The organism is Mycobacterium sp. KBS0706 (genome assembly GCF_005938675.2).
GTDB lineage: Bacteria > Pseudomonadota > Alphaproteobacteria > DSM-16000 > Inquilinaceae > Inquilinus.
The window spans coordinates 1-21246 of the sequence record NZ_VCCH02000100.1; the positions used below are offsets into that span (position 1 = coordinate 1).

A 21246-nucleotide genomic window follows, 5' to 3' on the forward strand; every position below is an offset into this window, starting at 1 on the left:
GTCGCCGAACAGGACGATGACGTCGCCTTCAAATCCTGCGATCGCCGGCAGCGCCGCGCGCACCGCGTCGCCGGTGCCATTCTGGTCGGGCTGGACCACGGCCGGCACCGGGGCGACGCTCTTCGCCACCGCCTCCATCCCCGGGCCCACCACCACGGCGATCCGTTCGGGCGCCAGCGCCTGGGCGGCGGCGACCACATGGCCGAGCATCGACCGGCCGGCGATCTCGTGCATCACCTTGGGACGGTCGGATTTCATCCGCGTGCCCTTGCCGGCGGCGAGGATGAGGCAGGCGACAGCGCTCACGGGGCGAAGGCTCCACAATCGAGGACCAGTATCCTGAGTGATCTGCCACGGCCGCCGCGAAAGGCAAATTCAATTATTGTTGCGACGGGTTACGCGCTGAGGGTGATCTCAGGAGGCGCCCGCTGCAACCGCGCGGAGATGCACGATCACGCGGCCCCAGGGCGACTCGCTCTGGATCCGCACCGGCACTGCCGGCAGCCCGGCGCCCGGCGAGGCCAGCCAGGTGTCGATCACCCGCTGCTCCGACGTCCGCGAGCTCTGCTGGAAATATTCGGTCGGCTTGACGCTGCGCCGCTCGTCGCCGAAGTTGAAATCGCCGACCACCGGCGTCAGCGACACGGTGCAGCGCTGGGCCGCCCCGCCATACATCCCGAGATCGGATTTCTCCAGCATCACCGAGCCGCCGTCGGTCATGTCGGCCCGGTACAGCCGGCGCCCGTCGAACACTGCCACCTCGCCCTTGCAGGCCTCGGCACCGAGGCGCAGGGACTGCAGGATCGAGACCACGCCGCTCAGCGGATCCACCGCATGGACCAGCTGCTCCGGCGGGATGGTCTGCTCGCGCTTCGGCTTCTTCTTCGGCACGATCTCGACATCCATCCGGCCGCCGCCGAGGAAGGTGATGGTGGTGGTCCTGGCATCGTCGCCGTTGATCCGCTCCACCACGTTGCGGGCCGGGCGCGCCCGGGGCCCGTCCAGCCCGCCGCTGGACTGCACGTTGGAGCGCCAGTCGCTGAAGGCGGCGGCGACGCCGACGACATGGGCCGACAGGCCGGCATCGTAGCGGTCGCCGGCCAGCGACAGGCCGGACGTCACCTCCAGCATGCGCACGCCGCCGACATAGACGTCATAGGTCATGCGGGCGCTGGTGTCGGCGGCCGCGGCGGGGCCGGCGGCCAGGGCGGCGATAGAGACTGCGATCGGGAGGAAACGGTGCATGCGCGTCGAGAACCTCACGGCGGCACTGGGGCGCCAGACTGCGAAGAAACTGGGGCGCGATTGCGGCGATATCCAGGGGGAAGGCGGATTGCGCAACCGGAGGGCCCCTACGATGTCAACGTAGTGCTCTTCTCGTCTCGCGATGTCCACTTGCTGCTTCGGCAGCGATACGACGGAGGATGAATGGTGGGCGCGACAGGGATTGAACCTGTGACCCCTCCCGTGTGAAGGGAGTGCTCTCCCGCTGAGCTACGCGCCCCCGCGTCGTCGGGGCCGCTTAAGTACGAGGCGGCACCCCGGCTGTCAAGGCCGCAATGCGGCGGCCCGAAGGTGTTTTCGTCAGGCCGCCCGGCGCTGCTCGATCGCGGTCTCGACCAGGTCGACGGCGGCGCGCAGCACCTCCGGCCCCGCCCCCGGGCGATGGGCGTTCTCGGCAAGGTGCCGGCGAAACGCACGGGCGCCCGGCACGGCCTGGTACAGGCCGAGGATATGGCGGGTCATCGACCCCAGCGGCACGCCCCTGGAGCGGTTCGCCTCGACATAGGGCAGGAAGCCGTCGACCGCGTCGCGGCGGCTGCGGGCCGGGCTGTCTTCGCCGAAGATCCGGCGGTCGGCCTCGGCCAGCATCCAGGGGTTCTGATAGGCCTCGCGGCCGATCATCACGCCGTCGAGATGGACGAGCTGCGCCTCGGCGGCATCCAGCGAGGTGATGCCGCCATTGATGGCGACGGTCAGAAGCGGGAAGTCGCGCTTCAGCCGGTGCACCACCTCATAGCGCAGCGGCGGGATCTCGCGGTTCTCCTTCGGGCTCAGCCCGCTCAGCCAGGCTTTTCGCGCATGCACGATGAAGGTGTCGCAGCCGGTCTCGGCGATGGTGCCGATGAACTCGACCAGCTGCTCATAGCTGTCGCGGTCGTCGATGCCGATGCGCGACTTGACCGTGACCGGCACGTCGCAGGCGGCGCGCATCGCCGCGACGCAGGCGGCGACGGTCGCAGGTTCCGCCATCAGACAGGCGCCGAAGCGGCCGGACTGCACCCGGTCGCTGGGGCAGCCGACATTGATGTTGATCTCGGCATAGCCCCAGTCGGCGCCGATGGCGGCGGCGCGGGCCATCGCCTCCGGGTCGCTGCCGCCGAGCTGCAGCGCCACCGGCTGCTCGGCCTCGGAGAAGCCGAGGATGCGCTCGCGGTCGCCATGCAGCACCGCCCCGGTCGTCACCATCTCGGTGTACAGCCGGACGCGGCGCGAGACCTGACGCATGAAAAATCGTTGATGACGATCAGTCCAGTCCATCATGGGTGCGACGGACAGGCGGTGCGTGTCGGCGGTCGAGGTCATGGCCGCAATCTACCGGGAAGAGCGCCGGGAGCGAAGCCCCGGCGCGTTCACTTACCGACCGACGGGCCGGCGGCGCATCGGCGCCGAGCCGGCGTCATTGGCCGGCGCCGAACGGCGGTCGGCACCCTGCTGCGCCGGGCGCTGGCCCGGGTGCCCGTGGCCATGCGGACGCTGGCCGTTCTGGCCCTGGGGCCGCTGCCCCTGGCCATGATGGCCGCCATGGCCGTGCGGGCGCTGACCCTGATGCCCCTGCGGGCGGCCGCTGCGCTGCTGCGGACGGCCCTGGCCGCGCGGGGCCGAGCCGGAGTTGCCCTGCCGGAACGGGATGGTGGAGCGGTAGGCGTGCTCCTCCACCACCGGCACCGGCTGGCGGATCAGCTTCTCGATGTCGCGCAGGAACGCCCGCTCCTCGACGTCGCAGAACGAGATCGCCATGCCATCGGCGCCGGCGCGCGCGGTGCGGCCGATGCGGTGGACATAGCTCTCCGGCACGTTCGGCAGCTCGAAGTTGATGACATGGGTGACGCCGTCGACATCGATGCCGCGCGCGGCGATGTCGGTGGCCACCAGGACCCGGACCTTGCCGTTGCGGAAGCCCAGCAGAGCCCGCTCGCGCTGGCTCTGCGACTTGTTGCCGTGGATCGCGTCGGCATTGATGCCGGCCTGGGTCAGCTGCTTGGCAACGCGGTCGGCGCCGTGCTTGGTGCGGGTGAACACCAGGACGCGGCGGATGCTCTCGTCGTCGCGCAGGATCTCGGTCAGCAGCGAGCGCTTGTCGTCCTTCTCGACGAACATGACGCGCTGGTCGATGCGCTCGGCCGTGGTCGCGACCGGCGCGACCTCGACCCGCACCGGGTCGGTCAGCAGGCGGCCGGCCAGGTCCGAGATGTCGGTCGGCATGGTGGCCGAGAAGAACAGGCTCTGCCGCTTCGCCGGCAGGGTCGCGACGATCTTCCGGATGGCGTGGATGAAGCCCATGTCGAGCATCTGGTCGGCCTCGTCCAGGACGAAGACGTCGAGCTCGTTGAGGCGGATGGCGCCCTGGGACATCAGGTCGAGCAGCCGGCCCGGGGTGGCGACCAGGATGTCGACGCCCTGCGCCATGGTGCGGATCTGCGGGCCCATGCCGACGCCGCCGAACACGGTGGTGCGGGTCAGCGGCAGGTGGCGGCCATAGACGCGGAAGCTCTCGGCGATCTGGCTGGCCAGCTCGCGGGTCGGGCTCAGCACCAGGACGCGGCAGCCGCGGCGCGGCGCGGTGCGCCGGTCGGCCATCAGCCGGTGCAGGATCGGCAGGGCGAAGGCGGCGGTCTTGCCGGTGCCGGTCTGGGCGACGCCCAGCAGGTCGCGGCCCTGCAGCAGATGGGGAATGGACTGCGCCTGGATCGGCGTCGGGGTCTCGTAGCCCTCGGCCGCCAGCGCCTTGAGGATGAGCGCGTTCAGGCCGAGATCGGTAAAGTTGGTCAAAGGGATGCTTTCGGTAACAACGACGCCGGACCACTGACTCCGGTCAGGCCGGGGTCATGGCAATAAGCGCGGGGTTGACGATGACGCCCCGCGCGATCTGGGCAGTCGGATGACTTCGATCGGGACCGACAGGACGCATCCCAAGGGGAGCGTTCACGCGATCGGCGGCCGACGGCTGCGTTGGCAGCGCCCGGAATGTCGTTGCGCAGTGCACAAAAGTCAAGGCTGTCGGTGGTTTGCATTCCTGCCCTGCATGGCGCGACAGGATATTTCGTTCGGTTTTGCCGATCGGGTAGCCCTGCCATCGATTTCCCTTGCCGCCGGGTCTGGCCCGCGGGACCGTGGCGGCATGAACGTCACCTTGCGCCAGATCGCCTATTTCACCGCGGTGGCCGAGGCCGGCTCGGTCTCCGGCGGCGCCGCGGCGGTCGGCATCTCGCAATCGGCGATCACCGACGCGCTGAAGGCGCTGGAGGAGCAGACCGGCGCCCGGCTGTTCGAGCGCCATGCCCGCGGCGTGATCCTGACCTATCCCGGCCATCAGTTCCTGCGCCATGCCCGCACCATCCTGGCCGCGGTGGCCGATGCCCAGAACGCGCTGAAGACCCTGCCCGAGGCGGTGCAGGGCACCCTGCCGCTCGGCGTCACCACGATGGTGTCCGGCTATTTCCTGGCCGACCTGCTGGCCCGGTTCCGGCGGGTGTTCCCGAATGTCACGGTCGAGGTGATCGAGGAGGAGCGGACCTATATCGAGCACCTGATGATCAACGGCGAGATCGCGGTCGCGGTGATGATCGTCTCGACGCTCGACAACCGCGACGCGCTGGAGAGCGAGATCCTGGTGCGCTCCGAGAGCCGTCTGTGGCTGCCGCCGGACCACCGCTTCATGGGGCGCGAGGCGATCCCGCTGGCGGAGATCGTCGACGAGCCGCTGATCGCGCTGGCGGTGGACGAGATCGTCGAGGCCAGCGACCTGGTCTGGCGCGCCGCCGGGCTGATCCCGAAGCGGGTGCTGCGCACCGCCTCGGTCGAGGCCGTGCGCAGCCTGGTGGCGACCGGCGCCGGCGTCGCCATCCTGCCCGACATGGCCTATCGCCCCTGGTCGCTGGAGGGCGACCGGATCGAGGCGCGGCCACTGGCCGACCCGCTGCCGACGCTCGATGTCGGCGTGGTCTGGCGCCGCGGCTCGCCGCTCTCGACCCAGGCCGAGACCTTCATCCAGGTCGCCCGCACCCATCCGGCACCGCGCCTGCGGGCGGTGTAGCCATCGGTTTCTCCGATAACAAAACAGGATATTTCATATTTCTCGGCGTTCCGGCAACGGACCTACCATTCTTCCCAACGAGACGACACCAACGGGGAGATCGAGATGGGATCGCAGCTTCGCCGGATGCTCGCCCTGGGCAGCGCCCTCGCCGTATTCGGCAGCACCACCCTGGCCGGCGCGGCGCCGCTGACGAAGGTCGGCGATGGCGAGGGCCAGGTCGATATCGTCGCCTGGGCCGGCTACATCGAGCGCGGCGACACCGACAAGGCCTATGACTGGGTCACCGGCTTCGAGAAGGAGACCGGCTGCAAGGTCAACGTCAAGGTCGCCGGCACCTCGGACGAGATGGTCGCGCTGATGAACGAGGGCGGCTTCGACCTCGTCACCGCCTCCGGCGACGCCAGCCTGCGCCTGATCTACGGAAAGCGGGTGCAGGAGATCAACACCGAGCTGGTGCCCGGCTGGAAGACGGTCGACCCGCGGCTGCAGAACGCGCCATGGTTCACCGTCGACGGCAAGCATTACGGCGTGCCCTACCAGTGGGGCCCGAACGTGCTGGCATACAACACCGAGGTGTTCAAGGAGCCGCCGAAGAGCTGGAGCGTTGTGTTCGAGCCGACCACCCTGCCCGACGGCAAGCCGAACAAGGGCCGGGTCGAGGCTTATGACGGGGCGATCTACATCGCCGATGCGGCGCTATACCTGATGAAGGCTAAGCCCGAGCTGGGCATCAAGGACCCGTACCAGCTGAACGAGGAGCAGTACAAGGCGGCGCTTGACGTGCTGCGCGGCCAGCGCCAGCTGGTGATGCGCTACTGGCACGACGCCATGGCGCAGGTCGACGACTTCGTCAACGAGGGCGTCGTCGCCTCCTCGACCTGGCCGTTCCAGGTCAACCTGCTGAAGTCGCAGAACAAGCCGGTGGCCAGCGTGATCCCGGAGGAAGGGGCGACGGGCTGGGCCGACACCACCATGCTGCATGTCGACGCGGCGCATCCGAACTGCGCCTACAAGTGGCTGGAGCACTCGCTGAACCCCAAGCTGCAGGGCGACCTCTCCGCCTGGTTCGGCTCGGTGCCGGTGGTGCCGGACGCCTGCAAGGGCAATGAGCTGCTCGGCGCCGAGGGCTGCAAGACCAACGGCTTCGACAATTTCGAGAAGATCCACTTCTGGACCACGCCGCGCCAGCAATGCGCCGAGCATCCGGAAGGCTGCGTGCCCTATCTGCGCTGGAGCACGGACTACATCGCCATTCTCGGCGGGCGGTAGGCTTCGTCGGCGCCCGGACACCGGGCGCCGCCCCTCCCCTTCCGTCATCCCCGCGAAAGCGGGGATCTCGCGAAGGCTTCGATCCGAAGAGATTCCCGCTTTCGCGGGAATGACGATGTGTGCTCTGGCGACGAACGTTGGCCACAAGCATGCCCATCAGCAGGGTACGGCCCCATGACCGACCGCAGCACTGCCGTCCGCTTCGACCACGTCAGCCGCCATTTCGGTTCGGTGCGGGCGGTGGACGATGTCAGCTTCGAGATCCGCGACGGCGAATTCTTCTCCATGCTCGGACCCTCCGGCTCGGGCAAGACCACCTGCCTCCGCCTGATCGCCGGGTTCGAGCTGCCGACTGCGGGACATCTGCTGCTGCACGGCAGCGACGTCTCTGCCACGCCCCCCTATGATCGCGACGTCAACACCGTGTTCCAGGACTACGCCCTGTTTCCGCATATGAGCGTGTGGGAGAACGTGGCCTATGGCCTGATGATCCGGCGCGTGCCGAAGGCCGAGCGGCGCCGCCGGGCCGAGGAGATGCTGGGCATGGTCAAGCTCGGCGACCTCGCCGGGCGGCGGCCGGCCCAGCTGTCGGGCGGCCAGCGCCAGCGCGTCGCCCTGGCCCGCGCCCTGGTCAACCGCCCCTCGGTCCTGCTGCTGGACGAGCCGCTCGGCGCCCTCGACCTCAAGCTGCGCGAGGCGATGCAGGAGGAGCTGAAGGCGCTGCAGCGCCAGGTCGGCATCACCTTCGTCTACGTCACCCACGACCAGGGCGAGGCGCTGGCGATGAGCGACCGGGTGGCGGTGTTCAACCGTGGCAAAGTCGAGCAGATCGACACGCCGAGCGCGATCTACGACCGGCCGGCCACCGCCTTCGTCGCGGGCTTCGTCGGCGCCTCCAACATGGTCGACGCCGCCACCGCCGGGAAGCTGATGGGCCAGGCCCGGCCCTTCGCCTTGCGGCCGGAGCGCATCCGCATCCTCGGCGACGGCCAGAAGGCGCCCGCCGATGCGGTCGAGGTGGCCGGCACGGTCGACGGCGTCAGCTTCCTCGGCGCCACCACCCGCTACCGTGTGGCGCTGGCCCCCGGCGGCGCCGTCGACGTGGTCGAATCCAATCTCGACGCCGCGCCCAAGGCGCCCGGTCAGGCCGTGCGGCTGTCCTGGCGGCGCGACCATGCCCATCCGCTAGCCGAGGTGGCGGCATGAGCATCGCCGCCACCCTCCCCGCCCCCGCGGCGGACGGCATCGGCCGGCGCGCGGCGCGGCTCTTGTACCGCAATGGCTGGCTGCTGCTGATCCTGCTGCTGGCGCCGCCGCTGTTGTGGCTCGGCGTGGTCTATCTCGGCTCGCTGTTCGCCTTGCTGCTGCAGAGCTTCTATTCAGTCGACGGCTTCACCGGGATGATCGTCCCGGAGTTCACCCTGTCGACCTATGCCGACCTGCTGACCGCCGCCAACATGGATGTGGTGCTGCGCAGCGCCGGGATGGCCGCGGCCGTGACCATCCTGTGCGCGCTGATCGGCTTCCCGATCGCCTATTACGCCGCGCGCTATGCCCGCGGCCGGGCCAAGGCCGCCTTCTACATCGCGATCATGCTGCCGCTGTGGTCGAGCTACCTGGTCAAGGTCTATGCCTGGAAGCTGATCCTGGCGCGCGAGGGCGTGGTCACCTGGCTGGCCGGGCAGCTGCACCTGACCTGGCTGCTGGACGGCATCCTGGCCCTGCCTGTGGTCGGCGGCCCGTCGCTGTCCAGCGCCTATCTCGGCACTGCCGTGGTCTTCGTCTATATCTGGCTGCCCTACATGATCCTGCCCGTGCAGGCGGCGCTGGAGCGGGTGCCGCGGTCGCTGACCGAAGCCTCGGCCGATCTCGGCGCCAGGCCCTCGCAGACCTTCCGGACGGTGATCCTGCCGCTGGCCTTCCCGGGCGTGGCCGCCGGGTCGATCTTCACCTTCTCGCTGACCCTGGGCGACTACATCATCCCCGGCATCATCGGCTCCTCCCGCCCCTTCATCGGCCAGGTGGTGCTGCAACTGCAGGGCACCGCCGGCAACGTGCCGCTGGCCGCCGCCTTCACCGTGGTGCCGATCCTGATCATGGCGGTCTATCTGACGGCGGCGAAACGCCTGGGGGCTTTCGATGCGCTCTAGTGGCAAGGCAGCCGCCGGCAAGGTTTCCGCAGGGACGGGCGCGCCGCTGGGCCTGCGGCTGATGGCCCTCGGCGGCATCCTGTTCCTGCATGTGCCGCTGCTGTTCATCCTGCTCTACGCCTTCTCCAGCGACGAGAAGACCTTCCAGTTCCCACCGCCCGGCCTGACGCTGCAATGGTTCGCCGTCGCCTGGCTTGACCGGCCGGACATCTGGGCGGCGCTGTGGCTGTCGGTGAAGGTGGCGGCGATGGCGACGCTGCTGGCGATCGTGCTGGGCACCTGCGCCGCCGCCGCGGTCTGGCGCAGCCGCTTCTTCGGGCGGGAGTCGCTGTCGCTGCTGATCATCCTGCCGATCGCCCTGCCCGGCATCATCACCGGCATCGCCCTGCGATCGGCCTATTCGCTGATGGAGATCCCGTTCAGCTTCTGGACCATCGTCATTGGCCACGCCACCTTCTGCATCGTCGTCGTCTACAACAATGTGCTGGCCCGGTTCCGCCGCACCTCCGGTTCGCTGATCGAGGCGTCGATGGATCTCGGCGCCGACGGATTCCAGACCTTCCGGCACGTGGTGCTGCCGAACATCGCCACGGCGTTGCTGGCCGGCGGCATGCTGGCCTTCGCGCTCAGCTTCGACGAGGTGATCGTCACCACCTTCACCGCCGGGCAGCAGCAGACCCTGCCGATCTGGATGCTGGGCGAGCTGATCAAGCCGCGGCAGCGGCCGGTGACCAATGTCGTTGCGATCATCGTCATCGTCGTGACGTTCCTGCCGATCCTCGGCGCCTACTACCTCACCCGCGACACCCACGACTTCTCCGGCTCCGGCAAGTGAGCGCGGAGCGCCCTCAGGGAGACATTCCATGGACATCGAGCTTCTGATCGACGGCGCCCTGGCGAAGGGCGAAGGCCAGGCCGAGCAGGTGCTGAACCCGGCGACCGGCAAGCTGATCGTCGAGGTGCCGGAAGCCTCGCAGGCCCAGCTCAACGCCGCCGTTGCCGCCGCCGCCCGCGCCTTCGAAAGCTGGTCGCTGACCACCCCGGCGCAGCGCGCCGGGCACCTGCTGAAGCTGGCCGACGCGATCGAGCGCGAGGCCGAAGCCTTCGCCCGGCTGGAATCGCTGAACTGCGGCAAGCCCTATGCCCGGGTGCTGGAGGACGAGCTGCCGGCGATCATCGACACCTTCCGCTTCTTCGCCGGCGCGACGCGCTGCCTGACCGGCTCGGCCGCGGGCGAATATGTCGCCAACCACACCAGCATGATCCGGCGCGACCCGATCGGCGTGGTCGGATCGATCGCGCCCTGGAACTACCCGCTGATGATGCTGGCCTGGAAGATCGCCCCGGCCCTGGCCGCCGGCAACACCGTGGTGATGAAGCCGTCGGAGCAGACGCCGCTGACGGCCCTGAAGCTGGCCCACACCCTGGCCGAGATCTTCCCCAAGGGCGTGATCAACATCGTCACCGGGCGCGGCGAGACCGTCGGCTCGGCCCTGACCGCCCATCCGCAGGTGCGGATGGTGTCGCTGACAGGCGACATCGCCACCGGCCAGAAGGTGCTGCAGGCGGCGGTGAAGAACCTGAAGCGCACCCATCTCGAGCTCGGCGGCAAGGCGCCGGTGCTGGTGTTCGACGACGCAGACATCGACGCCGTGGTGGCGGGCGTGCGCGCCGGCGGCTTCTACAATGCCGGGCAGGACTGCACCGCCGCCTGCCGCATCTATGCCGGGCCGAAGATCTACGACCGGCTGGTGGCCGACCTGGCCAGCGCGGTCGCCAGCCTGAAATACGGCTCGCCCGACGACGCCGCGACCGAGCTGGGGCCGCTGATCAGCGAGCGCCAGCGCGACCGGGTGGCCAGTTTCGTCGAACGCGCGGCGGCGCAGAAGCACACCGAGATCGTCACCGGCGGCGGCAAGGCCGAGGGCGGCGGCTTCTTCTTCAAGCCGACCCTGGTGGCCGGCGCCCTGCAGAGCGACGAGATCGTGCGCAAGGAGGTGTTCGGGCCGGTCGTCTCGGTCACCCGTTTCGACGATCCGGATGCCGCCATCGCCTGGGCCAATGACAGCGACTACGGCCTCGCCTCCTCGGTCTGGACGTCCAACGTGAAGACGGCGCTGAAGACCTCGGCCCGGCTGCAATATGGCTGCGTCTGGGTGAACGCACATTTCACCCTGACCACCGAGATGCCGCATGGCGGGCTGAAGATGTCCGGCTACGGCAAGGACATGTCGATGTACGGGCTGGAGGACTACACGGTCGTCCGGCATGTGATGATGAACTTCAGCTGAATCCACCTTCCCTTTTCCTGTGATTGCCGGGCTTGACCCGGCAATCCAGGGGCCACCGTGAGCTGCTTTGAAAGCCCCTGGATCCTCGGGTCAAGCCCGAGGATGACAGGAGAGGGGACGTGCCTTAAACCACCGCCACCCGGATCTCGCCGACGCCGTCGACATGGGCGACCATCTCGTCGCCGCGGACCACCGCCCCCACTCCCGCGGGCGTGCCGGAGAAGATCAGGTCGCCCGGCTGCAGCTCGAACAGGCCGGAGAGGTAGGAGATCATCTCCGGCACCTTCCAGATCATCTGGTTCAGGTCGCCCTCCTGCCGCCGCTGGCCGTTGACGTCGAGCCAGACGGTGCCGGCGGCGGGATGGCCGATCTCCGCCACCGTCCGGATCGGGCCGCAGGGTGCCGAATGCTCGAAGGCCTTGCCGACCTCCCAGGGCCGGCCGAGCTTCTTGGCCTCGCCCTGCAGGTCGCGGCGGGTCATGTCGAGCCCGACGGCATAGCCGTAGACATGGTCCAGCGCCGTCTCGAGCGGGATGTCGCGGCCGCCGGACTTGAGCGCCACCACCAGCTCGACCTCGTGATGCACGTCGGAGGTCGCCGACGGATAGGGGAAGCGGCCATCGCCGCGCAGGTTGGACGGGTTCTTCTGGAAGAAGAACGGCGGCTCGCGGTCAGGGTCGTGCCCCATCTCGACCGCATGCGCCGCATAGTTGCGGCCGACGCAGTAGACGCGGTGCACCGGAAACAGCCGGCCGGTGCCGAGCACGGGCAGCGCCGGGACGGGCGGCGGCGCGATGACGAACTCCGCGGTGTCGGCGGTGGTCCCGGGCGTGGCCATATTCATGACTGTCGTACTCCTGCGTAATAGGCGATGCGGTGCTCGAGCCGGGAGACCAGCCCGGAGAGGAGAAGCGCGAAGGCGAAGAGGACCAGGGTCAGGGCCCAGAACTCGGCCATCAGGAAGTTGCGGGAATAGAGCTCGAACAGCGCGCCGAAGCCGATGATCGAGACCAGCAACTGCCCGACCACCACGCCCTTGACGCCGCGGATCAGCCCGACCCGGATGCCGGCCAGGATCTCCGGCAGCGCGGCCAACAGCAGGATCCGGCTGGCGGTCTGCCAGCGCGTCGCGCCGAAGGAATGCGCCATCTCCACCAGCGACGGCGGCACGTGGCGGATGCCCGCGCGGGTATCGAGCGCGATGATCCAGACGGCGAACAGGAAGACCGTCACGACGACCGTGGCGGTGCCCATGCCGAACAGCAGCATGATCACCGGCACCAGCGCCGAGAGCGGCGCGCTGACGAACAGGTTGACCCACATGCCGGCGAACTGGTCGACCGCGGTGAAGCGGCCCATCAGCGCGCCGAGCGGCACGCCGACCAGGATGGCGAGCGCCATGCCGAGGGCGAAGCTGACGACGGTGATCACGGCCGCGTCGAGGAAGGTCCAGGACGGCACCACCGCGAACAGCGCCGCGACCACCTCGGAGAAGGGCGGGAACAGCAGGACGAGGCCGAGCCGGCCGACGACCTCCCAGGCCAGGGCCCAGAGGATCAGCGACGCCATCATCGGGATGCGGTGGCCGAAGACGGTCATGGCGCCCTACTCCACATAGCGCCGCAGGCCGCGCCAGATGTCCTCGACCGTGTCGATATAGACGGGATCGCGGCGGATCTCGTCGGGCGTGCCCTGGCGCGGGATCTCCGGCACCACGATCTCCGACACCCGGCCGGGCCGCGGCGACAGCAGCACGATGCGGTCGGAGAGATAGACCGCCTCCTCGATCGAATGGGTGACGACGATGAAGGTCTTGCGCTCCTCGCGGCACAGCGCCAGCAGGTCCTCCTGGAACTTGCGCCTCGTCTGCTCGTCGACGGCGCTGAACGGCTCGTCCATCAGCAGCACCTCGGCATCGACCGCGAGCGCCCGGGCCAGGCCGACGCGCTGGCGCATGCCGCCCGACAGCTGGTGCGGGTAGCGGTCCTCGAATCCGGCGAGCCCGACCCGGGCGATGTGGCGGCGGGCCACATCCTCGCGCTCCGATTTGGCCACGCCCTTCAGCTCCAGCCCGAAGGCGACGTTGCGCAGCACCGTGGCCCAGGGCATCAGGGCGAAGTCCTGGAACACGAAGGCGCGGTCCGGCCCCGGCCCTGAGACGGCGCGGCCACGGACCAGCACCTCGCCGGCGGTCGGCTGCATCAGCCCGGCGATGATCTTGAGCAGCGTGGTCTTGCCGCAGCCGGACGGGCCCAGCAGGCTGGTCAGCTCGCCGGAGCGGAAGGCCAGGGATATGCCGTCCAGGGCCACGACCTGCGTGCCGTATCGCTTGACGATGCCGCGGACCTCGACCGCGGGCTCGGCCGGCTCGACCTCTACATGATTGCGGGGCAACGGCATGGCGGCACTGCTCTTGCTCATGGCTGTCCTCGCTTTTCCGGCCGGAACAGGGCGATCTCGAGCCGCTGCAGCGCCCCCACGGTCACCGCGGCGAAGAGGATGATCGAAGCGATGGTGGCGTACATCTCCGGATAGTCGGCGACCGAGCGGTGATAGGTGATCAGGTCGCCGATCCCGGTCGGGGTGATCAGCAGCTCGGCCAGCACCACGCCGATGAAGCCGGCCGAGATGCCGAGCCTGAGGCCGGCGAAGATCATCGGGCTGGCGTCCGGGATCACGATCTTGCGCACGATCTGCCGCCGGCTGGCCATGAAGGACCGCGCCATGTCGACCAGCGACGGCCCGACATGGCGCACCGCCTGGTAGCTGTTCAGCACGATCACCGGCAGGGCCAGCATGACCACGGCGACGACCTTGGCGGTCAGGCCGATGCCGTAGACGAAGGTGGTCAGCGGGATCAGCGCCGCCATCGGCGCCGCCTGCATGACGATGAAGATCGGCGCCCCGGCCCATTCCAGGCCGCGGTTCAGGCCCATGGCGACGCCGCAGCCGATCCCGGCGACGGCGGAGATGACGAGGCCGAGCAGGAGCGGCTGCAGCGTGTCGAGATAGGCCGTCGCCAGGCTGCCATCCGCCAGCAGCCGCCAGAAGGCCGCGGCGGTGGCGCTGAACGATGGCAGCGCGTAGTTGACCGGGATCCGGCCCGCGATCTCCCACCCGCCGCACAAGACGACGATCGAGGCGAAGCGCCAGAACAGCGGGTCGGCGGCCAGGGCGGAGAGGACACTGACCCTCCGCCCGGTTTCGGCGACGACCGTCACTTCCGGCCGACCTTGTCCAGCGCCTTGTTCAGCGGCGTGAAGGTCCAGAAATCCTCGACCTTGAGCGTGGCCGGGTCGCCCTGCAGCTGGCCGGCGACCGCGTAGAAGGCAAAGTCGTCCTTCACCGCCGCCTCGCTGCCGCCATTGAGCGGATACATGCCGGCGGCGACCGAGTCCTGGTAGAAGGGCACGATCTCCGGCTCGAGCTCGACCGGCAGGTCGGCCAGCAGCTTGTGGGTCTTGCGCAGATCCCCGACGACGGCTGGGTTGGCGGCGATCTCGCGCCAGGTGTTCAGCAGTTCCTCGGCCAGGATGCCGGCGGCCTCGGCATTGGTCTCCAGGAACTCGGTGTTGGCGAACAGCGCCTCGTCGCTGGCGTTGACCTCGCCAACCTCGAGCAGCTTGAACTTGCCGCCGCCCTTCTCCTGCAGCAGCCGCCAGCCGGCGGAATCGACGATCGTGGCCTTGACCGCGCCCTGCAGCAGGGCCCCGGTGCGGACCTCCGACCCCGGCACGTAGCTGACCTTGCCGTATTTGATGCCGGTGCGCTGGGCCATCAGCATCATGATCGCCTCGGTGCCGGAGCCGCGGGAATGCACCGCCACCTCCTGGCCGTCGAGATCCTTCCAGTCCTGATAGAACTCGGTGTTCACCACCGGGTAGAAGCGCAGCGTGCTCATCTGGAAGAACAGCCGGATCGGCGCCCCGACCTTCTGCAGCAGCGCATAGGGCGTGCCGACGCCGATATCGGCCTGGCCGCTGACCACGGCCTGGGCGGCGATGTCCTCGGATTTGAAGAAGGTCAGCTCGACCGGGACGCCGCGGGCGCGGGTCCGCTCGATCGCGATCAGGAAGTTCAGGCTCTCGACCGACGGGATGTCGCCGAAGGCGATCCGGACCGGGTCCGCCGCCTTCGCCGACAGCGGCACGACCAGCAGCAGAGCGAACAGAAGGCAGGCGGCGCGACGGGTGACTCGGGTGGCAAGGCACGGCATGGCTCTCTCCTCCCTGTGTGTCGGCGGGCTTGCGCGCCCGCGCTTTGACCAATGTCAGGATTATTCTTTAACCAATTATTGATTGGTTAGCAGGATGAAGATTTCCGGTCAATCCTCGACTTGACCGGATCAGCCAAAATTCGGTAAGGCTGAACCAATATGGAAATTGGTTTGACCATGTCGCCCGACCACGACCAGGACCAGGGAGCCCTCACCCAGCTCCGTGCCTATCTCGCCCAGCAGGTCCTGCCGACCGACGGCAGGCTGCCGCCGGAACGCGAGCTGTGCGAGACGCTCGGCCTCTCCCGCGGCGAGCTGCGCAAGGGCCTGGCGGCGCTGGAGGCCGAGGGCCAGATCTGGCGCCATGTCGGCAAGGGCACCTTCCTGGGGTCGCGGCCGATCGAGGAGGTCGACGATGCGGCGGCGATCGCATCCCGCACCTCCCCGGCCGCGGTGATGCGGGCGCGGCTGCTGGTCGAGCCGCAGATCGCGCAGGAGGCGGCGCTGCACGCCTCGGCCGAGGATCTGCGCAAGCTGCGCCTGGTCATCGCCAAGACCCGCACTGCCGAGAGCTGGCGGCAATACGAGACCTTGGACAACCAGCTGCACCGCCTGATCGCCGAGGCGACCCGCAACACCGTGCTGGTGGCGCTGTTCGACCTCCTGAACACGGTGCGGCGGACGGTGGTCTGGGGCCGGCTGCGCGCCGACATCCCGCGGCCGCCGGCCGATCATCACAGCTTCGCCGAGCATGACGCCATCGTCGACGCGATCGCCGAGCGCGACCTGGAGGCGGCCGGGCGGGCCATGCGCCGGCACCTGCGCTCGGTCGAGCGCAAGCTGATCGAGGCGCATCACGACGATTGAACGGCTGGCGCAGGCTGCTAGGGTCCGCGCCATGTCCCAGTCCATCACCATCATCGGCGGCGGCCCCGCCGGGCTGATCGCGGCGCAGCGCCTGGCCGAGGCCGGTCGGCGCGTCACCGTCTACGACCGCATGCCGACGGTCGGGCGTAAGTTCCTGATGGCCGGGCGCGGGGGGCTGAACCTGACCCATTCCGAGCCGCTCGACCTCTTCGTCGCCCGCTACGGCGCGGCGCAGGGCTGGATCGAGCCGCTGGTCCGCGCCTTCTCACCCGACGACCTCCGCGCCTGGAGCCATGATCTCGGCGTCCCGACCTTCGTCGGCTCCAGCGGCCGGGTGTTCCCGGAGAGCCTGAAGGCCTCTCCCCTGCTCCGCGCCTGGCTGGGACGGCTGGCGCAGCTGGGCGTCGCGATCCACACGCGGCACGACTGGATCGGCCTCACCGACGACAACCGGCCGGTGCTGCGCGGGCCGGAAGGCGAGTTCGAAGCCCAGGCCGACGCCACCATCCTGGCGCTGGGCGGCGCCAGCTGGCCGCGGCTGGGCGGCGACGGCAGCTGGGCGCCGGTCCTGGCGGCGCGGGGCGTCGAGATCGCCCCGCTGCAACCGGCCAATGCCGGCGTCGAGATCGCCTGGTCGCCGCATCTGCGCGACCGCTTCGCCGGCACGCCCCTGAAGCGCATCGCCCTGACCTTCGCCGGGCGCACGGTGCGCGGCGAGGCGGTGATCGCCGCAACCGGCCTGGAAGGCGGCGCCGTCTATGCCCTCGGGGCCGGACTGCGGGAGGCGATCGCGCGCGACGGCGGCGCGGGGCTGACGCTCGACCTGCGGCCGGACATGAGTGCGGCGGAGATCGCCGACCGGCTGGACCGCACCGGCAGCAGCGACAGCGCCCCGAACCGGCTGCGCCGCGCCCTGTCGCTGACCGGCTCGGCCTATTCCCTGCTGCGCGAGGGTTTTCCGCCCGAGGCCTTGGCCACGCCTGAATCCATGGCCGAAGCGATAAAGGCGATCCCGCTGCGCGTCACCGGCCTCCGGCCGCTCGACCGCGCCATCTCCACCGCCGGCGGCATCCGCCGCGACGCCCTGACCCCGGCGCTGGAGCTGAAGGCCCTGCCCGGCATCTTCGCCTGCGGCGAGATGCTGGACTGGGAAGCCCCGACCGGCGGCTACCTGCTGCAGGGCTGTTTCGCCACCGGCGCGGCCGCCGCGCGCGGGCTGCTCGGCCGCCCCTGACCCCTCGACAGGACCGCGGCTGCCTCTCTACCGTGGCGTTCGGAAGCCCAGGGGAGACAGCGCGCCATGACCGTCCTGACCGAAACCAAGGGACCGGTCTTCACCATCCGGCTGGACCGGCCGGAGAAGAAGAACGCGATCAGCCTCGCCATGTACGAGGCGATGACCGCGGCGCTGAAGGCTGCGGCCGAAGATCCGGCCGTGCGCGTTGTGGTCATCCGGGGTGGTGACGATTTCTCCGCCGGCAACGACATCGCCGATTTCCTGGCGGGCGGCGGCGAGGCCGGGCTGACGCCGATCGTCGACTTCCTCGACGCCCTGTCCGGCTTCCCGAAGCCGCTGGTGGCCGGGGTGCGCGGCGCCGCGATCGGCATCGGCACCACCCTGCTGCTGCATTGCGACATGGTGCTGGCCACGCCGTCGGCGCGCTTCGCCCTGCCCTTCGTCCAACTGGGCCTGGTGCCGGAGGCCGCCTCCTCCCTCCTCCTCCCCGCCGCGGTCGGCCGGCTGAAGGCGTCCTGGTGGCTGCTGACCGGCGAAGGCTTCGACGCCGAGGCCGCCCGCGACGCCGGGCTGATCACCCGGCTGATCGCCGAGACCACGCTGGAGATGGAACTCGAGGCCGTGGCGGCGCGCCTGGCCGCCCTGCCGCCCGCCGCGCTCCGACGGACCAAGGCGCTGCTGCGGGAGCCGCATGAAGCCGCGGTGCGCGAGGCCATGACCCGCGAGGTCGAGGCCTTCGGTGCCCAGCTGAAATCCGCCGAGGCCAAGGAGGCCTTCACCGCCTTCCTGGAAAAGCGGAAGCCGGATTTCAGCCGGTTCGAATAGCAGGCCGGCCGAGTCCGCCAGCAGTGAACCCGGCCGACAACCTCACAGCAACCCGCGCTTCACCAGGCTGGCCATCAGCGCCCGGGCGCCGAAGGTCCAGGGCGCGATCTTGTCGCTGTGGTTCACCCGGTTCACCAGCATGCCGAGAGTCGGCGTCGAGATGGTGACGATGTCGCCGATCTTGTGGGTGAAGCCCATGCCCGGCGCGTCGCGGTCGTCGGTCGGCGCGAACATGGTGCCGAGGAACAGCACCGCCCCGTCCGGATACTGATGGTTCGGGCCCAGCAACTGGCCGGCGAGGTCGAGCGGGTCGCGGCTGATCTTCGAGATCGAGCTGTGGCCCTCGAGCGTGTAGCCCTCCGGCCCATGCACCGCCATCGCCAGGTCGGCCTTGCGGATGTCGTCGATGCCGAAGCCGCCGTCGAACAGCCGGATGAACGGACCGATGGCCGAGGAAGCGTTGTTGTCCTTGGCCTTGCCGAGCAGCAGCGCACTGCGGCCCTCGAGGTCGCGCAGGTTGACGTCGTTGCCGAGCGTGGCGCCGACGACCTTGCCGCTCGGCGCCACCACCAGCACGATCTCGGGCTCGGGGTTGTTCCAGGTCGAGATCGGGAGGATGCCGATCTCGGCGCCGAGGCCGACCGACGACATCGGCTGGCTCTTGGTGAAGATCTCGGCGTCCGGGCCGATGCCGACCTCGAGATATTGCGACCAGGCATTCTGCGACAGCAGCACGTCCTTGATCCGCTGCGCGTCGGCCGAGCCGGGTTTGATCGCGGCGAGGTCGTCGCCAATGATCGAGACGATGCGCTGGCGGATGGCGTCGGCCTTGGTGGCGTCGCCGCGCGCCTGCTCCTCGATCACCCGCTCCAGCATCGAGGCGACGAAGGTGACGCCCGCCGCCTTCACCGCCTGCAGGTCGATCGGCGCCAGCGGCCAGGGCTTCGACGTGTCGCGCGCGGTCTCATCGGCATTGGCCAGCAGGTCGGCGACGCTGCCGATCACCGTGCCGTCGGCCTTGGCCAGCGCGGCCGGGTCGGCGGCGGAGATCAGGTCGGCGACGGTCGGCGCGGCCCGGGTGATGTCGATCACTTGGCCGCCGCGCAGCGCCACCACCGCCGGCCCCTCGACCTGCGGCAGCCAGACCCGGCCGACCAGCGTGGCGCGGTCGGCATCCGCCGGCAGGCAGGCCGCGACCGAGATGTAGTCCTTCATGGGTGTCCCTTCCCGCTCACACCATTGTCATCACCGGGCTTGACCCGGTGATCCAGAGTCTCTCGAAGACCGCTCCGGCGTCCCCTGGATGCCCGGGTCAAGCCCGGGCATGACAACAGGGGAACAGCCATGTCCGGCCGCGCGCCGTCACATCACCGCGCCGATCTGCCAGGGCACGAATTCGTTGTCGCCGAAGCCTTGGGCCTCGCTCTTGGTCTGCGCGCCCGAGGCCACGGCCAGGAACATCTCGAAGATGCGGCGGCCGGCCTGCTCGATCGACTCATCGCCGTCGATGATGGTGCCGCAGTTGATGTCCATGTCCTCCTCCATGTGCCGGTACATGGTGGAGTTGGTGGCGACCTTGATGCAGGGTGCCGGCTTGAAGCCGGAGACCGAGCCGCGGCCGGTGGTGAAGCAGACGATCTGCGCCCCGCCCGCCACCTGGCCGGTGGCCGAGGCCGGGTCGTAGCCGGGCGTGTCCATGAAGACGAAGCCCTTCGCCGTCATCTGCTCGGCGTATTTGTAGACCTCGACCAGGTTGGTGGTGCCGCCCTTGGCCGCGGCGCCCAGCGACTTCTCCAGGATCGTGGTCAGGCCGCCGCGCTTGTTGCCGGGCGACGGGTTGTTGTTCATCTCGCCGCCGTTGCGGCTGGTGTAGCCCTCCCACCACTTGATCCGGGCGATCAGCTTCTCGCCGACCTGGCGGTTGACCGCGCGCCGGGTCAGGAGGTGCTCGGCGCCATAGATCTCCGGCGTCTCCGACAGCACGGCGCTGCCACCGTGGCGCACCAGCAGGTCGACCGCGGCGCCCAGCGCCGGGTTGGCCGAGATGCCGGAATAGCCGTCCGACCCGCCGCATTGCAGCGCCACCATCAGCTCGCTGGCCGGCACGGTCTCGCGCCGCGCCTTGTCGGCCTCGGGCAGCATCTCCATCACCCGGGCGATGCAGTGGTCGACCGTCTTCCTTGTGCCGCCGAGGTTCTGGATGTTCATGGTCTGGAACAGCGGCCCGCGCTCGATCTGGTAGGCCTCGAGCAGGAAGTCGATCTGGTTGACCTCGCAGCCCAGCCCGATCATCAGCACGCCCGCGAAGTTCGGGTTGCGGGCATAGCCCCACAGCGTGCGCTGCAGGTTGTCGTAGCCTTCGCCCGAATCCGCCATGCCGCAGCCGGTCGAATGGGTGATCGCGACCACGCCGTCGACATTGGGGAACTGGTCGAGCACGCCGGAGCGCTCGAAATGCGCGGCGATCATCCGGCTGGTGGTGGCCGAGCAGTTCACCGACGACAGGATGCCGATGTAGTTGCGGGTGCCGACCTTGCCATTGGCCCGGCGGTAGCCCTGAAAGGTCGCGCGCTCCGCCTCCGGCAGCATCGCCGTCGGCTTGGCGTCGGCGCAGAAGGCGTAGTCGCGTTCGAAATCGCCCATGGCGCAGTTCTGGACATGAACATGCTCGCCGATGCCGATCGCCTCGGTGGCGAAGCCGATGATCTGGTTGTAGCGCCGGATCGGCTCACCCTGCGCGATCGGGCGGGTCGCCATCTTGTGGCCGGCCGGGATGTGGCCGGCGGTGGTCACGCCCTCCTCGGGGATCGGCGTGCCCGGCGTGATGTCAGCGCGGGCGAGAACGACGTTGTCGTCGCGGTTCAGGCGGATGAAGAGGCTGGGGCTGGGCATCGGATTTGCACGCGTTCTTGGGCTTGCCTGGCGGATCTTGGGCGACCGCTACCTTACGTCGGACTTTTGGGCCGCGCCATCCTCCTGAAACAGATGGGCACGACACTGGCCGAAAGGGATGGCTCGCGCGCGCCGACGCATTCCGTCTGATGAATTGACGATGGAAGCTGATTCAGCGC

Annotated in this window: 20 protein-coding genes and 1 tRNA gene; 9 read left to right on the forward strand and 12 right to left on the reverse strand. The window is 69.3% G+C overall.

Features of this window, described 5'->3' with window-relative positions:
• The 5 genes from FFK22_RS34280 to FFK22_RS34300 all read right to left on the reverse strand — a co-directional run.
• Window positions 1–306: NTP transferase domain-containing protein (locus FFK22_RS34280; RefSeq protein ID WP_221939066.1), on the reverse strand; the 306-nt coding region annotated here is incomplete at its 3' end.
• A 108-nt stretch (window positions 307–414) separates the two neighbouring features.
• Window positions 415–1245, reverse strand: coding sequence for a DUF3108 domain-containing protein (locus FFK22_RS34285; RefSeq protein ID WP_138892165.1), 831 nt, complete (start codon window positions 1243–1245; stop codon window positions 415–417).
• Between the two features lie 184 nt (window positions 1246–1429).
• Window positions 1430–1504 (reverse strand) — tRNA-Val (locus FFK22_RS34290).
• 80 nt (window positions 1505–1584) lie between these two features.
• Complete coding sequence (dusA, locus tag FFK22_RS34295; RefSeq protein WP_138892164.1) at window positions 1585–2586, reverse strand: tRNA dihydrouridine(20/20a) synthase DusA; 1002 nt, start codon at window positions 2584–2586, stop codon at window positions 1585–1587.
• Between the two features lie 51 nt (window positions 2587–2637).
• On the reverse strand, window positions 2638–4053 hold the full coding sequence (locus FFK22_RS34300; protein WP_138892163.1) for a DEAD/DEAH box helicase: 1416 nt from the start codon (window positions 4051–4053) through the stop codon (window positions 2638–2640).
• A 349-nt stretch (window positions 4054–4402) separates the two neighbouring features.
• Between FFK22_RS34300 and FFK22_RS34305 the strand changes: the two genes are divergently transcribed.
• The 6 genes from FFK22_RS34305 (at window position 4403) to FFK22_RS34330 (ending at window position 11030) form a co-directional block, all read left to right on the forward strand.
• The gene (locus FFK22_RS34305; protein ID WP_138892162.1) at window positions 4403–5317 is read left to right on the forward strand and encodes a LysR family transcriptional regulator; all 915 of its coding nucleotides are present in this window, start codon (window positions 4403–4405) and stop codon (window positions 5315–5317) included.
• A 105-nt stretch (window positions 5318–5422) separates the two neighbouring features.
• Window positions 5423–6589: an ABC transporter substrate-binding protein gene (locus FFK22_RS34310; protein WP_138892161.1), complete on the forward strand. Its 1167-nt coding sequence runs from the start codon at window positions 5423–5425 to the stop codon at window positions 6587–6589.
• Between the two features lie 174 nt (window positions 6590–6763).
• On the forward strand, window positions 6764–7795 hold the full coding sequence (locus FFK22_RS34315) for an ABC transporter ATP-binding protein (RefSeq protein ID WP_138892160.1): 1032 nt from the start codon (window positions 6764–6766) through the stop codon (window positions 7793–7795).
• Window positions 7792–8739 carry an ABC transporter permease gene (locus tag FFK22_RS34320; RefSeq protein ID WP_138892159.1) on the forward strand — a complete coding sequence of 316 codons (948 nt, stop codon included), beginning with the start codon at window positions 7792–7794 and terminating at the stop codon, window positions 8737–8739. Before FFK22_RS34315 ends, FFK22_RS34320 begins: the two co-directional genes overlap by 4 nt.
• Window positions 8729–9574: an ABC transporter permease gene (locus FFK22_RS34325; RefSeq protein WP_138892158.1), complete on the forward strand. Its 846-nt coding sequence runs from the start codon at window positions 8729–8731 to the stop codon at window positions 9572–9574. Before FFK22_RS34320 ends, FFK22_RS34325 begins: the two co-directional genes overlap by 11 nt.
• Before the next feature lie 28 nt (window positions 9575–9602).
• Entirely contained in the window at window positions 9603–11030 is a 1428-nt protein-coding gene (locus FFK22_RS34330) for a gamma-aminobutyraldehyde dehydrogenase (RefSeq protein ID WP_138892157.1), read from the forward strand.
• A gap of 124 nt (window positions 11031–11154) precedes the next feature.
• On the opposite strand, the gene FFK22_RS34335 is transcribed toward FFK22_RS34330, so the two are convergent.
• The 5 genes from FFK22_RS34335 to FFK22_RS34355 are packed head-to-tail and all read right to left on the reverse strand — an operon-like array spanning window position 11155 to window position 15246.
• Complete coding sequence (locus FFK22_RS34335; RefSeq protein ID WP_306770214.1) at window positions 11155–11874, reverse strand: fumarylacetoacetate hydrolase family protein; 720 nt, start codon at window positions 11872–11874, stop codon at window positions 11155–11157.
• On the reverse strand, window positions 11871–12629 hold the full coding sequence (locus FFK22_RS34340) for an ABC transporter permease (RefSeq protein ID WP_138892156.1): 759 nt from the start codon (window positions 12627–12629) through the stop codon (window positions 11871–11873). Before FFK22_RS34340 ends, FFK22_RS34335 begins: the two co-directional genes overlap by 4 nt.
• A gap of 6 nt (window positions 12630–12635) precedes the next feature.
• Window positions 12636–13451, reverse strand: a complete 816-nt coding sequence (locus tag FFK22_RS34345) for an ABC transporter ATP-binding protein (protein ID WP_306770215.1) — start codon at window positions 13449–13451, stop codon at window positions 12636–12638.
• Window positions 13448–14251: an ABC transporter permease gene (locus tag FFK22_RS34350; RefSeq protein WP_138892155.1), complete on the reverse strand. Its 804-nt coding sequence runs from the start codon at window positions 14249–14251 to the stop codon at window positions 13448–13450. The genes FFK22_RS34345 and FFK22_RS34350 overlap by 4 nt, the downstream gene beginning before the upstream one ends.
• Entirely contained in the window at window positions 14248–15246 is a 999-nt protein-coding gene (locus tag FFK22_RS34355) for an ABC transporter substrate-binding protein (protein WP_138892154.1), read from the reverse strand. Before FFK22_RS34355 ends, FFK22_RS34350 begins: the two co-directional genes overlap by 4 nt.
• A gap of 177 nt (window positions 15247–15423) precedes the next feature.
• Between FFK22_RS34355 and FFK22_RS34360 the strand changes: the two genes are divergently transcribed.
• The 3 genes from FFK22_RS34360 to FFK22_RS34370 all read left to right on the forward strand — a co-directional run bounded on the left by FFK22_RS34360 (window position 15424) and on the right by FFK22_RS34370 (window position 18175).
• Window positions 15424–16113 carry a FadR/GntR family transcriptional regulator gene (locus tag FFK22_RS34360; protein ID WP_138892168.1) on the forward strand — a complete coding sequence of 230 codons (690 nt, stop codon included), beginning with the start codon at window positions 15424–15426 and terminating at the stop codon, window positions 16111–16113.
• A 31-nt stretch (window positions 16114–16144) separates the two neighbouring features.
• Entirely contained in the window at window positions 16145–17347 is a 1203-nt protein-coding gene (locus FFK22_RS34365) for a TIGR03862 family flavoprotein (protein ID WP_138892153.1), read from the forward strand.
• A 66-nt stretch (window positions 17348–17413) separates the two neighbouring features.
• Window positions 17414–18175, forward strand: coding sequence for an enoyl-CoA hydratase-related protein (locus FFK22_RS34370; protein WP_138892152.1), 762 nt, complete (start codon window positions 17414–17416; stop codon window positions 18173–18175).
• 42 nt (window positions 18176–18217) lie between these two features.
• On the opposite strand, the gene FFK22_RS34375 is transcribed toward FFK22_RS34370, so the two are convergent.
• Both FFK22_RS34375 and FFK22_RS34380 read right to left on the reverse strand, forming a co-directional pair.
• Window positions 18218–19390 (reverse strand): fumarylacetoacetate hydrolase family protein, encoded by a 1173-nt coding sequence (locus tag FFK22_RS34375; RefSeq protein WP_138892151.1) that lies wholly within the window; start codon window positions 19388–19390, stop codon window positions 18218–18220.
• Window positions 19391–19537: 147 nt separating this feature from the next.
• A complete protein-coding gene (locus tag FFK22_RS34380; RefSeq protein WP_138892150.1) occupies window positions 19538–21067 on the reverse strand; it encodes a UxaA family hydrolase in 1530 nt (509 codons plus the stop codon).
• Between the last annotated feature and the right edge of the window lie 179 nt (window positions 21068–21246).

What these genes read in the sequence shown, in the direction of transcription:
- FFK22_RS34315 (WP_138892160.1), top strand. Translation starts at nt 6,764, where the DNA reads ATGACCGACCGCAGCACTGCCGTCCGCTTCGACCACGTCAGCCGCCAT.
- FFK22_RS34355 (WP_138892154.1), bottom strand. Translation starts at nt 15,246, where the DNA reads ATGCCGTGCCTTGCCACCCGAGTCACCCGTCGCGCCGCCTGCCTTCTG.
- FFK22_RS34375 (WP_138892151.1), bottom strand. Translation starts at nt 19,390, where the DNA reads ATGAAGGACTACATCTCGGTCGCGGCCTGCCTGCCGGCGGATGCCGAC.
- FFK22_RS34360 (WP_138892168.1), top strand. Translation starts at nt 15,424, where the DNA reads ATGTCGCCCGACCACGACCAGGACCAGGGAGCCCTCACCCAGCTCCGT.
- FFK22_RS34310 (WP_138892161.1), top strand. Translation starts at nt 5,423, where the DNA reads ATGGGATCGCAGCTTCGCCGGATGCTCGCCCTGGGCAGCGCCCTCGCC.
- FFK22_RS34320 (WP_138892159.1), top strand. Translation starts at nt 7,792, where the DNA reads ATGAGCATCGCCGCCACCCTCCCCGCCCCCGCGGCGGACGGCATCGGC.
- FFK22_RS34340 (WP_138892156.1), bottom strand. Translation starts at nt 12,629, where the DNA reads ATGACCGTCTTCGGCCACCGCATCCCGATGATGGCGTCGCTGATCCTC.
- FFK22_RS34370 (WP_138892152.1), top strand. Translation starts at nt 17,414, where the DNA reads ATGACCGTCCTGACCGAAACCAAGGGACCGGTCTTCACCATCCGGCTG.
- FFK22_RS34365 (WP_138892153.1), top strand. Translation starts at nt 16,145, where the DNA reads ATGTCCCAGTCCATCACCATCATCGGCGGCGGCCCCGCCGGGCTGATC.
- FFK22_RS34305 (WP_138892162.1), top strand. Translation starts at nt 4,403, where the DNA reads ATGAACGTCACCTTGCGCCAGATCGCCTATTTCACCGCGGTGGCCGAG.
- FFK22_RS34325 (WP_138892158.1), top strand. Translation starts at nt 8,729, where the DNA reads ATGCGCTCTAGTGGCAAGGCAGCCGCCGGCAAGGTTTCCGCAGGGACG.
- FFK22_RS34330 (WP_138892157.1), top strand. Translation starts at nt 9,603, where the DNA reads ATGGACATCGAGCTTCTGATCGACGGCGCCCTGGCGAAGGGCGAAGGC.
- FFK22_RS34345 (WP_306770215.1), bottom strand. Translation starts at nt 13,451, where the DNA reads ATGAGCAAGAGCAGTGCCGCCATGCCGTTGCCCCGCAATCATGTAGAG.
- FFK22_RS34285 (WP_138892165.1), bottom strand. Translation starts at nt 1,245, where the DNA reads ATGCACCGTTTCCTCCCGATCGCAGTCTCTATCGCCGCCCTGGCCGCC.
- FFK22_RS34335 (WP_306770214.1), bottom strand. Translation starts at nt 11,874, where the DNA reads ATGAATATGGCCACGCCCGGGACCACCGCCGACACCGCGGAGTTCGTC.
- dusA (WP_138892164.1), bottom strand. Translation starts at nt 2,586, where the DNA reads ATGACCTCGACCGCCGACACGCACCGCCTGTCCGTCGCACCCATGATG.
- FFK22_RS34380 (WP_138892150.1), bottom strand. Translation starts at nt 21,067, where the DNA reads ATGCCCAGCCCCAGCCTCTTCATCCGCCTGAACCGCGACGACAACGTC.